The 13,896-nt window shown below is 66.5% G+C and carries 9 protein-coding genes; 5 read left to right on the top strand and 4 right to left on the bottom strand.

Translation table 11 applies throughout. From position 1 onward, the window contains the following. Positions 1 to 12: 12 nt before the first annotated feature. Complete coding sequence (locus tag ACW9UL_RS07295; protein WP_457789807.1) at positions 13 to 1,266, bottom strand: ABC transporter substrate-binding protein; 1,254 nt, start codon at positions 1,264 to 1,266, stop codon at positions 13 to 15. 190 nt (positions 1,267 to 1,456) lie between these two features. Between ACW9UL_RS07295 and ACW9UL_RS07290 the strand changes: the two genes are divergently transcribed. Both ACW9UL_RS07290 and sugE read left to right on the top strand, forming a co-directional pair. Next, entirely contained in the window at positions 1,457 to 2,404 is a 948-nt protein-coding gene (locus ACW9UL_RS07290) for a bile acid:sodium symporter family protein (protein ID WP_457789805.1), read from the top strand. Positions 2,405 to 2,550: 146 nt separating this feature from the next. Further along, entirely contained in the window at positions 2,551 to 2,865 is a 315-nt protein-coding gene (gene sugE / locus ACW9UL_RS07285) for a quaternary ammonium compound efflux SMR transporter SugE (protein ID WP_021442940.1), read from the top strand. Between the two features lie 167 nt (positions 2,866 to 3,032). Here the strand turns inward: sugE and ACW9UL_RS07280 are convergent, their stop codons facing one another. After that, a complete protein-coding gene (locus ACW9UL_RS07280) occupies positions 3,033 to 4,907 on the bottom strand; it encodes an MFS transporter (protein WP_457789803.1) in 1,875 nt (624 codons plus the stop codon). A 473-nt stretch (positions 4,908 to 5,380) separates the two neighbouring features. Here ACW9UL_RS07280 and ACW9UL_RS07275 point away from each other — a divergent pair, with 473 nt between their 5' ends. Beyond that, positions 5,381 to 6,088, top strand: a complete 708-nt coding sequence (locus tag ACW9UL_RS07275; protein ID WP_457789801.1) for a 4'-phosphopantetheinyl transferase family protein — start codon at positions 5,381 to 5,383, stop codon at positions 6,086 to 6,088. Positions 6,089 to 6,185: 97 nt separating this feature from the next. Here ACW9UL_RS07275 and ACW9UL_RS07270 read toward each other — a convergent pair whose 3' ends face one another. Then, positions 6,186 to 7,793: an ATP-binding protein gene (locus ACW9UL_RS07270; protein ID WP_457789799.1), complete on the bottom strand. Its 1,608-nt coding sequence runs from the start codon at positions 7,791 to 7,793 to the stop codon at positions 6,186 to 6,188. After that, the gene (locus ACW9UL_RS07265; RefSeq protein WP_122107433.1) at positions 7,790 to 8,515 is read right to left on the bottom strand and encodes a response regulator; all 726 of its coding nucleotides are present in this window, start codon (positions 8,513 to 8,515) and stop codon (positions 7,790 to 7,792) included. Before ACW9UL_RS07265 ends, ACW9UL_RS07270 begins: the two co-directional genes overlap by 4 nt. 729 nt (positions 8,516 to 9,244) lie before the next feature. On the opposite strand from ACW9UL_RS07265, the gene ACW9UL_RS07260 reads away from it, so the two are divergent. Together ACW9UL_RS07260 and ACW9UL_RS07255 are read left to right on the top strand one after the other, a co-directional pair. Continuing rightward, the gene (locus ACW9UL_RS07260) at positions 9,245 to 12,151 is read left to right on the top strand and encodes a ribonucleoside-diphosphate reductase subunit alpha (RefSeq protein ID WP_457789797.1); all 2,907 of its coding nucleotides are present in this window, start codon (positions 9,245 to 9,247) and stop codon (positions 12,149 to 12,151) included. Positions 12,152 to 12,629: 478 nt separating this feature from the next. Then, positions 12,630 to 13,880 carry a ribonucleotide-diphosphate reductase subunit beta gene (locus tag ACW9UL_RS07255; RefSeq protein WP_397496461.1) on the top strand — a complete coding sequence of 417 codons (1,251 nt, stop codon included), beginning with the start codon at positions 12,630 to 12,632 and terminating at the stop codon, positions 13,878 to 13,880. The last annotated feature ends 16 nt before the right edge of the window (positions 13,881 to 13,896 follow it).

Genomic DNA, 13,896 nt, shown 5'->3' with positions numbered 1-13,896 from the left:
CGGCCCGAGCGCTCACTGCACCGCCTGGATCGCCGCCGCCAGCTGCTGGGCGGCACGTTTCGGGTCGGCCTTGGGGTCGTTGAAGAAGTTGGTCACCACGTCGAACACCGCGCCCTGCACGTAGCTGGAGGCGGCCATGCCGTGGGCCAGGCTCGGCTGCAGACCGCCGCCGCCGGCGGCTTCCTTGAAGTCGGCCATGGACTTCTGCGCGCAGGCGTCGAAGCTGCTCATGTCCTGGTCCATGCGCACCGGGATCGAGCCCTTGTTCTGGTTGAAGAACTCCTGGAACTCGGTGCCCATCACCGTGCGCGCCAGGTCTTCCTGGGCCTTGCGGTTGTCGGCGTCGCTCAGCTTGAACATGGCCAGCGAGTCGATGTTGAAGGCGAAGCTGCCCTGGGTGCCGGGGAAGGCCAGGCACTGGTAGTCCTTGCCGGCGACCTTGCCGGCGGCGGTCCATTCGCTCTTGGCCCAGTCGCCCATGATCTGCATGCCGGCCTTGCCGTCGATCACCAGGCCGGTGGCGCTGTTCCAGTCGCGCCCGGCGGCATCGGCGTCGATGTAGCCGCGCAGCTTCTGCAGGGCGGCGAACACCTCGACCATCTTGGCCCCGGTCAGGGTGGCGCGGTCCTGGTCGACGAAGGCCTGGCGAAAGCCCTCGGCGCCGAGAATGCTGAAGGCCAGGTCTTCGAACACGGTGCCGTCCTGCCAAGGCTGGCCGCCGTGGGCGATGGCGATAAAGCCGGCCGCCTTGAGCTGGTCGGCGGCGGCGAAGAATTCGTCGAGGGTGGTCGGCGGCGTGGCGCCAGCCTTCTCGAACACTTGTGGGTTGATCCACAGCCAGTTGACCCGGTGCACATTGACCGGCACCGCCACGTAGTCGCCCTGGTACTTCATCACCTCGACCACCTGCGGCGGCAGCAGGCCGTCCCAGTTCTGCTCGGTGGCGACGCCGTTGAGATCGGCGAGCAGGCCCAGCTCGCCCCACTCCTGGATGTCCGGGCCCTTGATCTGTGCGGCGGCGGGCGGGTTGCCGGACACCGCGCGGGTCTTCAGCACGGTCATGGCCGCTTCGCCACCGCCGCCGGCCACGGCGAAGTCCTTCCAGCTGTGGCCCTGGGCTTCGACCAGTTTCTGCAGGGTATCGGCGGCGCGCTTTTCGCCGCCGGAGGTCCACCAGTGCAGCACTTCGACTTCGCCGGCGGAGGCGGACAGGGGCAACAGGGCAGCGAGGGAAATGGCGGTGGTCAGGCGAGAGATCGCTTTCATGGGAAGAGACACCTTGTTGTTGTTATTCGCGGGCAAGTCGTGGTGCTTGCGCTGGAATCGAGTCTAACCACGGCCTTGGCCACGGCGGGTAACGAAGGGATGAAGAAAGGTCACCGAATGGTTACATAAGCGGGCCGCCCCGCGGGCTGGTAGGCTTGCCGGCTTTGCACCACTGCCGGGGAGCACTTCCATGCATACACTGATCGCCCTCAGCCGCTTTATCGGCAACAGTTTCGCCCTCTGGGTGCTGCTGTTCGCCGTGCTGGCGTTCTTCCAGCCGAGCTGGTTCCTGCCGGTGACGGCGTGGATAGTACCGCTGCTCGGGCTGATCATGTTCGGCATGGGCCTGACGCTCAAGGGTGCGGACTTCAGGGAAGTGGCGCGGCGCCCGCTGGCGGTACTGCTCGGCGTACTGGCGCAGTTCAGCATCATGCCGGCGGTGGCCTGGGTGCTGTGCCAGACCTTCGGCCTGCCGGCGGAAATCGCCGTCGGGGTGATCCTGGTCGGCTGCTGCCCCGGCGGCACCGCCTCCAACGTCATCACCTGGTTCGCCCGCGGCGACCTGGCGCTGTCGGTGTCGATCACCGCGGTGACCACCCTGCTCGCCCCGCTCGTCACCCCGGCGCTGATCTGGCTGCTGGCCTCGGAATGGCTGCCGGTGTCGTTCGGCGCCATGTTCGTCTCGATCCTCAAGATGGTGCTGCTGCCCATCGTCCTCGGCCTGATCGCCCAGCGCCTGCTCGGCGAGCGGGTGAAGACCGCGGTGGAGGTGCTGCCGCTGATCTCGGTGGTGTGCATCGTCGCCATCGTCGCCGCGGTGGTGGCCGCCAGCCAGGGCAAGATCGCCGAATCCGGCCTGCTGATCATGGCGGTGGTGATGCTGCACAACGGCATCGGCCTGGGTCTCGGCTACCTGGCCGGGCGCCTGTTCGGCATGCCGCTGGCGCAGCGCAAGACCCTGTCGATCGAGGTCGGCATGCAGAACTCCGGCCTCGGCGCGGCGCTGGCCAGCGCCCACTTCAGCCCGCTGGCGGCGGTGCCCAGCGCGCTGTTCAGCGTCTGGCACAACCTGTCCGGCCCGCTGCTGGCCACGGTTTATCGTCGGATGAGTCAGGATTCCGATAAAAGCGCCAGCTGAATCAAAAACTTCCGTTGATCCGGGGCAGCTTGCCCCGGCCTCGAAGATGTGCAGAATACTGCACGACGCGAGGACGACCTCCGCATTGCCGCAACGGCGATGAACCACCCCGGGGACGGCCCCTTCAGTCCCCACTGGAGGTCATCATGTCCTGGATCATTCTGCTGCTCGCCGGCCTATTCGAAGTCGGCTGGGCCGTCGGCCTGAAATACACCGACGGCTTCACCCGTCCCCTGCCCAGCCTGCTCACCGTCGCCGCCATCGTCATCAGCCTCGGCCTGCTCGGCCTGGCCATGAAGGAATTGCCGCTGGGCACCGCCTACGCCATCTGGACCGGTGTCGGCGCAGTGGGCACGGTGATCGCCGGCATCGTCCTGTTCGGCGAATCGATGGCGCTACTGCGCCTGGCCAGCGTGGCGCTGATTCTCTGCGGCCTGGTCGGGCTCAAGCTGAGCCATTGAGGACGCCCGCTCCGTGAGAGGCGCTTTGGCGGCGAATCGCGGCTGCGACTGCATGGATGCAGGAGGTAGCGCCGCGCCCGTTCCCTACGGGCTGCGGCATTCACCACATCCCTGTGGATTGCGAAGCAGGATGCCCGAGCCGAAAGCCCCTCCCACACGAGCGTTCGCTACCGCCAATCGCCACGCAACTCCGCCACCTGTGCCTGCAACGCCTCGCGCCGCGCCAGCTCCGGCGCCAGCGGCGCGCCGGCTACCAGGCACACCCGCGACCACAGGCGCTTGAACGGGCCCTTGCGCGGGTCGCGGCTGAAGAAGCTGCCCCACAGCCCGCGCAACGCCATGGGAATCACCGGCACCGGGTTCTCCTCGAGGATGCGCTCGATGCCGGCCTTGAACTCGTTGAGTTCGCCATCGCCGGTCAGCTTGCCCTCGGGGAAGATGCACACCAGCTCGCCATTGCGCAGGTACTCGGCGATCTTCTTGAACGCCGCGTCGTAGATCAGCAGGTCCTCGTTGCGCCCGGCGATGGGCACGGTGCCGGCGGTGCGGAAGATGAAGTTGAGCAGCGGCAGGTCGTAGATCTTGTAGTACATGACGAAGCGCACCGGCCGCCGTACCGCGCCGCCGATCAGCAGCGCATCGACGAAGGACACGTGGTTGCACACCAGCAACGCCGGGCCTTCGTCGGGGATGGCGTCGAGCCCCTTGTGCTCGACCCGGTACATCGAATGGCCCAGCAGCCAGATGAGGAAGCGCATGCTGAACTCGGGGACGATCTTGAAGATGTAGCTGTTAACCGCCACGTTCATCAGCGACACCACCAGAAACAGCTGCGGAATCGACAGCCCGGCGACGCTGAGAAAAAGGATCGCGACTATGGCCGAGGCCACCATGAACAGCGCGTTGAGGATGTTGTTGGCGGCGATCACCCGTGCCCGCTCGTGCTCGGCGGTGCGCGACTGGATCAGCGCGTACAGCGGCACGATATAGAAGCCGCCGAACAGGCCGATACCGAGAATGCAGCCGAGAATCCACCAGGCCTGGCCATGGCCCAGCAGCGCCAGCCAGTCGTGCGGCGCGGCGCCCTGGGGAAAACCGCCGGAGAACCACCACAGCAGCATGCCGAACAGGGTCAGGCCGATGGAGCCGAACGGCACCAGGCCGATCTCCACCTTGTGCCCACTCATGCGCTCGCAGAGCATCGAGCCCAGGCCGATGCCGAGCGAGAACACGGTGAGGATCAGCGTCACCACGCTCTCGTCGCCGTGCAGCCACTGCTTGGCGTAGGCCGGAATCTGCGTCAGGTAGATGGCGCCGAGGAACCAGAACCAGGAGTTGCCCACCAGCGAGCGCGACACCGCCGGGCGCTGGCCGAGGCCGAGCTTCATGATCAGCCAGGACTGGCGCAGGATGTTCCAGTCCAGCGGCAAGCTGGGCATCGCCGCCGCCGCGCGCGGGATGCCGAGGCTGGCCAGGTAGCCGAGCAGCGCCACGCCGACCACCGAACCGGCGACTATGGCCGCGTAGCTGCTGCTGGCCATCATCACCCCGGCGCCGATGGTGCCGGCGAGAATGGCCAGGAAGGTGCCCATCTCCACCAGGGCGTTGCCGCCCACCAGCTCCTCTTCCTTCAGGTGCTGCGGCAGGATCGAATACTTCACCGGGCCGAACAGCGCCGACTGGGTGCCCATGGCGAACAGCACGGTGAGCATCAAGGGCAGGCTGTCGAGCAGCACCCCGGCGGCGCCGGCGAGCATGATGAACACCTCGGCCAGCTTGATCTTGCGGATCAGGGCGTCCTTGGCGAACTTCTCGCCGAACTGGCCGCCGAGGGCGGAGAACAGGAAGAACGGCAGGATGAACAGCAGCGCGCAGAGGTTGACCAGCAGATCGCGGTCGGCGCCGGTGTTGAGCTTGAACAGGATGGCGAGAATCAGCGACTGCTTGAAGATGTTGTCGTTGAAGGCGCCAAGCAGTTGGGTCAGGAAGAACGGCAAGAAGCGCTTCTTGCCGAGCAGGGCGAATTGCGATTGTTGGGTCATCGTCCATGGTCCTCGCGGGGCCGGATTGCCCGCACAGGCATTTGACTGCAATTGCCCCGGCGAAAGCCACAGGGCAGATGCGAACGACTTGGCGACCGTACGACCACATGACATAGGTGGGAGGGGCTTTAGCCGCGACGGCAGCTATGGAACGCTCGCCGCTAAAGCGCCTCCCACGCCACGTGCCGTAGGGTGGATGTCGCTTTTTACATCCACCAGAGCGGTGGATCGGTGAAGCGTGATCCACCCTACGCAGCGCCCAAAAAAAACGGCAGCCCAATCGGGCTACCGTTCTCGAACTCGGAGAAAACGTCAGTGCCAGGCACTGACTACAACCTCACCTGCACTCCCTGGGGAATGCCTGGCCAGTCTGACAAAAGCCCCGGGCAGCGTCCGTTTAGCTTTGTTACCTGCCTGCAAAGAAATGTAAACGGCGGATGACTGGGCGGTCCGCGCCGCGGCACAATCGCGCCATGAACGCCTACCACCCCGCCTGCTGCAGCCCCCTCGACGACCACGACCCGCTGCCTCGCCCGCTGCCCGGCACGCGGCTGATCAGCACCCGCTTCGACCCGGCGCGACTGGCCGCGGACGACTTCGCCCGCTGCGATATCGCCCCGGTGCGCGGCGTGGCCAAGCGCCAGAGCGAATACCTGGCCGGCCGCCTGTGCGCCCGCGAGGCGCTGCGACGGCTGACCGGGGTGGCCTGCGTGCCGGCCGTCGGCGCCGACCGCGCGCCGCAGTGGCCGGGCGGCGTAACCGGCTCCATCACCCACGGCGACGGCTGGGCCGCGGCGCTGGCCGGCCATGCCCGGCAGTGGCGCGCCATCGGCCTGGACGTGGAGCAATTGCTGCCCGTCGAGCGCGCCCTGCGCCTGCAGGGCGAGATCCTCACCCCAGCAGAGCTGGAGCGCCTCGACGGTCTGGACGACGCGGCCCGCGCCCAGCGCATCGGCCTGAGCTTCTCGCTCAAGGAAAGCCTGTTCAAGGCGCTCTACCCGCTGACCCTGACCCGCTTCTATTTCCAGGATGCCGAAGTGCTCGACCTGGATCAGGACGGCGCGCGCCTGCGCCTGCTGCTCGACCTCAGCCCCGACTGGCGCGCCGGCGCCGAGCTGGACGGCCAGTTCGTGCTGTTCGAGGGCAAGGTCTTGAGCCTGGTGGCCGTACCTGCCTTATAAGCGGTGCGCGCGGCCTGGGCGGCCCCGCGACGCCCTACAAGCCGCCCGCCGTCCGTAGGGTGCGCCCTGCGCAACAGGCCCAGCGCCGGCCGCCGCCCTACTCGCCCTGACGCCGCGGCCACACCAGGCTGAAACGCGCGCCGCCGAGGCTGGCGCTGCAACCGATCTGCGCGCGGCCGCCGTGCCAGTAGATGATCCGTCGCACGATGGACAGCCCCAGGCCATGCCCGCCGGAGGCGCGGGTGCGGCTGTCGTCCAGGCGCAGGAAGGGGCTGAACAGCCGTTCCCAGGCCTCCTCCGGCACGCCCGGGCCGTCGTCCTCGACGTCGATGCGGCAGCGCTTGTGGCCCACCTGGCAGCTGATCAGCACGCGCGACTCGGCGTAGCGCATGGCGTTGCTCACCAGGTTCTGCAGCGCCCGGTGCAGGTAGCGCGGCTCGGCTTCGACCCAGCAGGTGCCGTCTTCCTGCACGCTGAGGGTCGCCCCGCGCTCGACCCGCACGCTGGCGCGCAGCGGCGCCAGCTCCTCGATCACCTGGTCGATCAGCGCCTGCAGTTCGACCTGCTGGAAGTTCAGCGCCGGCGAGCCCTGTTCCAGGCGCGCGTAGGTGAGCATCTCGTCGACCAGCTTGTCGAGGTCCTGGATATCGCTGTCCATGCCATCCATGTACTTGCGCCGCGCCGTCTCGCTGCCCGCATCGGCGATCATCTCCAGGCCGAAGCGCAGGCGCGCCACCGGCGTGCGCAGCTCGTGGGACACCGCGCGCACCAGCTCGCGCTGGATGCTCAGCGAGCTCTGCAGGTGCTCGGCCATGGCGTTGAAACTGCTCGCCAGGCGCCCCACCGAGTCGGCGCCGCGGGCCGGCACGCGGGCGTCCAGGCGGCCGCTGGCGATGCGCGTGGCGGCGCCTTCCAGGCCGCGCAGGCGCTGCTCCAGCGAGCGCACCAGGAGGTAGACGATCAGGCCGATCAGGCTCAGGCCGAGGGCGCCGATCAGCACCAGCAGCTGCGGCGGGTAGGGGTTCATCTGGTACAGCGGGCCGATCTCCAGCACCCAGGGCGTATCGACTATGCCGGAGAACACATGGATGGAGTCGCCGCCCTTGCCGAGGGCCATCACCGTGTCGCCCTCGTCGATGCGGCGACGCTGGTCGAGGTCGAGGCCGGCGTCCTGCAGGCGCACCAGGCGCAGGTCGAAGCCGAACTGCTTGGCCGCCTTCAGCTCGGCCAGACGCCTGGGCTGCTCATCCACCGGGTGGCGGATCAGCTCGTCGATCAGCAGGTAGTTGGTGGCGCGCGCCAGCTGCTCGCTGATCTGCTGGATCTCGCCGGTCAGCAGCAGCGGCTCGTGCTCGCTGAGCAGGCCGTGGACCTTGGCCGAGTGCGGCCCGGTCTGCTGCACCAGGATCTGCCCGCGCTGCAGGCGGTTGCGCGCGCTGCTGTCGAGCTGCGCCTGATCCAGGCTCTGCAGGCTGAGCGGGATGCCGAGCAGGCGCGACCACACCGCCAGCGCGCGCTTGCGCTCCACCTCGTTCATCGGCGCCAGGTTGTCCGCCATCAGGCGGAAGGTGCCGCGCGCCAGGCCCTCGCGGTACTGGTCGGCGCGCACCTCGTTGACCAGGTGCAGGGTGCCGACGCCGAGCAGCGCCACCAGCACCAGGGCGGCCAGCATGCCGCCGTAGATGCGCAGGAAGATGGAGTTCATGCCATGGCCTGCGCCGCCTCGGCGACGAACAGGTAGCCCTTGCTGCGTACCGTCTTGATCAGCCGCGGGTGCATCGGGTCGTCGCCGATCTTCGGCCGGATGCGCGAGATGCGCACGTCGATGGAGCGGTCCTGGCCGTCGTACTCGATGCCGCGCAGGGCGGTGAAGATTTCCTCGCGCGAGAGGATGCGTCCGGCGTTGACCGCCAGCAGCCAGAGCAGGTCGAACTCGGCGCTGGTCAGCTCGATGCCCTGCTCGCCCAGCCAGGCCTCGCGCATGGCGTTGTCGATGGCCAGCGGGCCGAACTGCAAGCGCCGCGGCTCGCCCTCGTCGCGCTCGGCCTCGACGCCCTCGCGACGCCGCAGCAGGGCGCGGATGCGCGCCAGCAGCACGCGCGGGCGCACCGGCTTGCACACGTAGTCGTCGGCGCCCATCTCCAGGCCCAGCACCTGGTCCATGTCGTCGGTGCGCGCGGTGAGCATCAGGATCGGCCCCGGGTAGCCGGCGCGCACCTTGCGGCAGATGCTCAGGCCGTCCTCGCCGGGCAGCATCAGGTCGAGGATCACCAGGTCCGGCTGCTCGGCCAGGATCCGCGCCGCCGCCAGGGCGCCGTCGGCCTCGATGGCCACGCGCAGGCCGTTGCCTTCGAGGTATTCACGGGTCAACTGCGCCAGGCGCTGGTCGTCCTCGACAATCAGGATCTGCCACGCTTCTTGCTCCACGCCCTCATCCTCTCTCGACTGCCGCGACCGGAAAATGCCGGCATTGTAACAACCGCCCAGGCACTGCACAGCTCATGCCATCAAGCTGCAATAACACTAGATGTAGTGTTAACCTGCGACCCCTTCGGCACCCTCGCAAAACCCGCGAGACGCCCTCGCCGGCAACGACGAACGGTCAGAGCCAGGCAGCATGGGGGCTCGCCCGGATACCGCGCGATTCACCCACAAAACACCCACAAGTTATCCACAGGATGTTCTTGCCCAGCCTCCTTGCATTGCCGCAAACAGCGCACTATCTTGTATCCCCATCGCTCAGCACCCACCAGATGTTGGGTTAACACGGGCCACCGAACACAAGAAGAACGACTCGCGCAAGCCCTTTTCCCAGGCTTGTCCCGGTGTGTCGACCAGCTGTTTATACGCGCGTCCCGGCGGTGCCGGGGCGCAGCCGCAGAGCCGCACCCCGGTGCCTCTGCGTGCCGGTCAGGCCGCGGCCAACGCCGCAAGCCGACCACTATATCTAGTAGGCGGGGTGCAGCACTGCCCCACCGAGACTTTTGCGCCAGGACGGCACTCCAAATCGTGCCCATCCTGACCGCTTTGCAAGTCGCCCGCCTCCGGCCCCGTGCCGCATGCGGTGCAGTTGTTGAAATGGAATGAACGGTGGACATGGCACGGCATCTACTGCTGTGGCGTCCAACAAACAAATGACAGAACACGGAGATCCCCATGCATACCGACACTTCTCGCGAGAACTCGCCGGCCAGCGTGCCGCAGGGCGCCGATTCCACCCCGGATCTGGCCGCCACCGCGCCCGGCCAGCTGCGCGTGATCAAGCGTAACGGCACCGTCGTCCCCTACACCGACGACAAGATCACCGTGGCCATCACCAAGGCGTTCCTCGCAGTGGAAGGCGGCACCGCCGCCGCCTCGTCGCGTATCCATGACACCGTCGCGCGCCTGACCGAGCAGGTCACCGCCACCTTCAAGCGCCGCATGCCGTCCGGCGGCACCATCCATATCGAAGAGATCCAGGACCAGGTCGAACTGGCCCTGATGCGCGCCGGCGAGCAGAAGGTCGCCCGCGACTACGTGATCTACCGCGAAGCCCAGGCCGCCAAGCGCAAGAACGCCAGCGCCGGCGAAATCGCCCAGCCGCACCCGAGCATCCGCATCACCGCCGCCGACGGCAGCCTGCAGCCGCTGGACATGGGCCGCCTGCAGACCATCATCAGCGAAGCCTGCGAAGGCCTGGCCGAAGTCGACGGCGCGCTGATCGAGCGCGAAACCCTGAAGAACCTCTACGACGGGGTCAATGAGAAGGACGTCAACACCGCCCTGGTGATGACCGCCCGTACCCTGGTCGAGCGCGAACCGAACTACAGCTACGTCACCGCCCGCCTGCTGATGGACAACATCCGCGCCGAAGGCCTGAGCTTCCTCGGCGTGGCCGCCAGCGCCACCCACCACGAAATGGCCGAGCTGTACGCCAAGGCGCTGCCCGCCTACGTGGAAAAGGGCGTGGAGTTCGAGCTGATCGACGCCAAGCTCAAGGGCTACGACCTGGCCAAGCTGGGCGCTGCGATCAACCACGAGCGCGACCAGCAGTTCACCTACCTGGGCCTGCAGACCCTGTACGACCGCTACTTCATCCACAAGGACGGCGTGCGTTTCGAACTGCCGCAGATCTTCTTTATGCGCGTGGCCATGGGCCTGGCCATCGAAGAGCCGAAGAACCGCGAAGACCGCGCCATCGAGTTCTACAATCTGCTGTCCTCGTTCGACTACATGGCGTCCACCCCGACCCTGTTCAACGCCGGCACCCTGCGTCCGCAACTGTCGTCCTGCTACCTGACCACCGTGCCGGACGACCTGTCGGGCATCTACAGCGCCATCCACGACAACGCCATGCTGAGCAAATTCGCCGGCGGCCTGGGCAACGACTGGACCCCGGTACGCGCGCTGGGCTCCTACATCAAGGGCACCAACGGCAAATCCCAGGGCGTCGTGCCCTTCCTCAAGGTGGTCAACGACACCGCCGTGGCGGTCAACCAGGGCGGCAAGCGCAAGGGCGCGGTGTGCGCCTACCTGGAAACCTGGCACATGGACATCGAGGAATTCCTCGAGCTGCGCAAGAACACCGGCGACGACCGCCGCCGCACCCACGACATGAACACCGCCAACTGGATTCCCGACCTGTTCATGAAGCGCGTGTTCGACGACGGCCCCTGGACCCTGTTCAGCCCGAGCGAAGTGCCGGACCTGCACGACCTCACCGGCAAGGCCTTCGAGGAGCGCTACGAGTACTACGAAGCCCTCTGCGAGTACGGCAAGATCAAGCTGTTCAAGACCATCGCCGCCAAGGACCTGTGGCGCAAGATGCTCTCGATGCTGTTCGAGACCGGCCACCCCTGGCTGACCTTCAAGGATCCGTGCAACCTGCGCAGCCCGCAGCAGCACGTGGGCGTGGTGCACAGCTCCAACCTGTGCACCGAGATCACCCTGAACACCAACAAGGACGAGATCGCCGTGTGCAACCTGGGTTCGGTGAACCTGGTCAACCACATCGTCGACGGCAAGCTGGACACCGCCAAGCTGGAGAAGACCGTCAAGACCGCTGTACGCATGCTCGATAACGTCATCGACATCAACTACTACAGCGTGCCGCAGGCGCAGAACTCCAACTTCAAGCACCGCCCGGTCGGCCTGGGCATCATGGGCTTCCAGGACGCGCTGTACCTGCAGCACATCCCCTACGGCTCCGATGCCGCCGTCGAGTTCGCCGACAAGTCCATGGAAGCGGTCAGCTACTACGCCATCCAGGCCTCCTGCGACCTGGCCGACGAGCGCGGCGCCTACTCCACCTTCGAGGGTTCGCTGTGGAGCAAGGGCATCCTGCCGCTCGACTCGCAGCAGATCCTGATCGAGGCCCGCGGCCAGAAGTACATCGACGTCGACCTGACCGAGTCGTTGGACTGGGCGCCGGTGCGCGAGCGCGTGCAGAAAGGCATCCGCAACTCCAACATCATGGCCATCGCGCCGACCGCGACCATCGCCAACATCACCGGCGTGTCGCAGTCGATCGAGCCGACCTACCAGAACCTCTACGTGAAGTCGAACCTCTCCGGCGAGTTCACCGTGATCAACCCCTACCTGGTGCGCGACCTGAAGAACCGCGGCCTGTGGGACAGCGTCATGGTCAACGACCTGAAGTACTACGACGGCTCCGTGCAGCAGATCGAGCGCATCCCGCAGGACCTCAAGGACCTCTACGCCACCGCCTTCGAAGTGGAGACCAAGTGGATCGTCGACGCCGCCAGCCGCCGCCAGAAGTGGATCGACCAGGCCCAGTCGCTGAACCTGTACATCGCCGGCGCCAGCGGCAAGAAGCTGGACGTGACCTACCGCATGGCCTGGTACCGTGGCCTGAAGACCACCTACTACCTCCGTGCCCTGGCCGCCACCAGCACCGAGAAGTCCACCATCAACACCGGCAAGCTCAACGCGGTGTCCAGCGGTGGCGACAGCGGCCTTAGCGCCGCACCGGCCAAGGCCCCGGAGCAAGCCGCCCCGGCGCCGGCCCCGGTACCCAAGGCGTGCGCCATCGACGAGCCAGACTGCGAAGCTTGTCAGTGATGGCAGACGCGCGGATCTGAGCGGCGCCCGCGTCGTTGCCTGGCAGGTCGGCCCCATCACGTACAGTCGTACGCTCAGGGGCTCCGACCTACCAGGCGCCTAGCGCTCACTCGCTCAGCTACGCGCTCGACCGTCGAGCCCAAAGCACAGATCCAAAGCAACACACCTCTCCCGCTTGCAGGAGAGGGTTAGGGAGAGGGAAAAAGCTGTTCTATTGCGCCCTGTAGGAGCGGCTTCAGCCGCGCATCTCGCGGAACGACCCGCTGCTACAGCAACCAGAACAGCCCCTCCCCAAGCATTCCCGCCCCTCCTCCCCACCGGGTCGAGGGGCACCGGCCAGAGCGGCAGGCCACCCGCCGCCGCCCTGACCAGCGGTACCCGTTTTGCCCTTGCGCGCTGTACGCAACGGAACATAATCAAAACATCTGTATATCCATACAGGCCGGCCTTTCACCGGCCCTCACGCAGGAGCCAAGCCATGCTGAGCTGGGATGAATTCGACAAGGAAGACGGCGCCGAAGCAGCCGCCGCAAGCAAGCACAACCCGCAGGTCGCGGACATGAGCCTCGACAAGCTCGACCAGGCCGGCGACGCCGCCGCCCACGAAGCCCGCGCCGTCGCCGCCGACGACAGCGCCGCGGTCGCCCGCGCCAAGGCCGCGCTCGACCAGCTCGACATCCAGGAAGGCCTGGACGAACTGGAAGGCTCCGCCGCCCGCGTGCAGGTCGACCAGAAGCGCATGATCAACGCCCGCGCCGACCTCAACCAGCTGGTGCCCTTCAAGTACGACTGGGCCTGGCAGAAATACCTCGACGGCTGCGCCAACCACTGGATGCCGCAAGAGGTCAACATGAACGCCGACATCGCCCTGTGGAAGAGCGCCGACGGCCTCACCGAGGACGAGCGCCGCATCGTCATGCGCAACCTCGGCTTCTTCTCCACCGCCGACTCCCTGGTGGCCAACAACCTGGCCCTGGCCGTGTACCGCCTGATCACCAACCCCGAATGCCGCCAGTACATCCTGCGCCAGGCCTTCGAAGAGGCGATCCACACCCACGCCTACCAGTACTGCATCGAATCGCTCGGCATGGACGAAGGCGAGATCTTCAACATGTACCACGAGATCCCGAGCGTGGCGAAGAAGGCCAGCTGGGGCCTGAAGTACACCCGCGCCATCTCCGACCCGCAGTTCAACACCGGCACCGTGGAGACCGACAAGGAACTGCTGCGCAACCTGATCGCCTACTACTGCGTGCTGGAAGGCATCTTCTTCTACTGCGGCTTCACCCAGATCCTCTCCATGGGCCGCCGCAACAAGATGACCGGCGTCGCCGAGCAGTTCCAGTACATCCTGCGCGACGAGTCCATGCACCTGAACTTCGGCATCGACGTGATCAACCAGATCAAGATCGAGAACCCGCATCTGTGGGACGCGCAGATGAAGGACGAAGCGACCCAGATGATCCTGCAGGGCACCCAGCTCGAGATCGAATACGCCCGCGACACCATGCCGCGCGGCGTACTGGGCATGAACGCCGCGATGATGGAGGACTACCTCAAGTTCATCGCCAACCGCCGCCTGACCCAGATCGGCCTGAAGGAAGAATACCCAGGCACCACCAACCCCTTCCCGTGGATGAGCGAGATCATGGACCTGAAGAAGGAGAAGAACTTCTTCGAGACCCGCGTGATCGAGTATCAGACTGGTGGGGCGTTGAGCTGGGATTGATTCCTGGGTCGAGACC

Source organism: Pseudomonas sp. PL-6, from assembly GCF_054110165.1.
This window is presented reverse-complemented; position numbering and strand designations above follow the sequence as displayed.

What these genes read in the sequence shown, in the direction of transcription:
- ACW9UL_RS07260 (WP_457789797.1), top strand. Translation starts at nt 9,245, where the DNA reads ATGCATACCGACACTTCTCGCGAGAACTCGCCGGCCAGCGTGCCGCAG.
- ACW9UL_RS07280 (WP_457789803.1), bottom strand. Translation starts at nt 4,907, where the DNA reads ATGACCCAACAATCGCAATTCGCCCTGCTCGGCAAGAAGCGCTTCTTG.
- ACW9UL_RS07255 (WP_397496461.1), top strand. Translation starts at nt 12,630, where the DNA reads ATGCTGAGCTGGGATGAATTCGACAAGGAAGACGGCGCCGAAGCAGCC.
- ACW9UL_RS07270 (WP_457789799.1), bottom strand. Translation starts at nt 7,793, where the DNA reads ATGAACTCCATCTTCCTGCGCATCTACGGCGGCATGCTGGCCGCCCTG.
- ACW9UL_RS07295 (WP_457789807.1), bottom strand. Translation starts at nt 1,266, where the DNA reads ATGAAAGCGATCTCTCGCCTGACCACCGCCATTTCCCTCGCTGCCCTG.
- sugE (WP_021442940.1), top strand. Translation starts at nt 2,551, where the DNA reads ATGTCCTGGATCATTCTGCTGCTCGCCGGCCTATTCGAAGTCGGCTGG.
- ACW9UL_RS07275 (WP_457789801.1), top strand. Translation starts at nt 5,381, where the DNA reads ATGAACGCCTACCACCCCGCCTGCTGCAGCCCCCTCGACGACCACGAC.
- ACW9UL_RS07290 (WP_457789805.1), top strand. Translation starts at nt 1,457, where the DNA reads ATGCATACACTGATCGCCCTCAGCCGCTTTATCGGCAACAGTTTCGCC.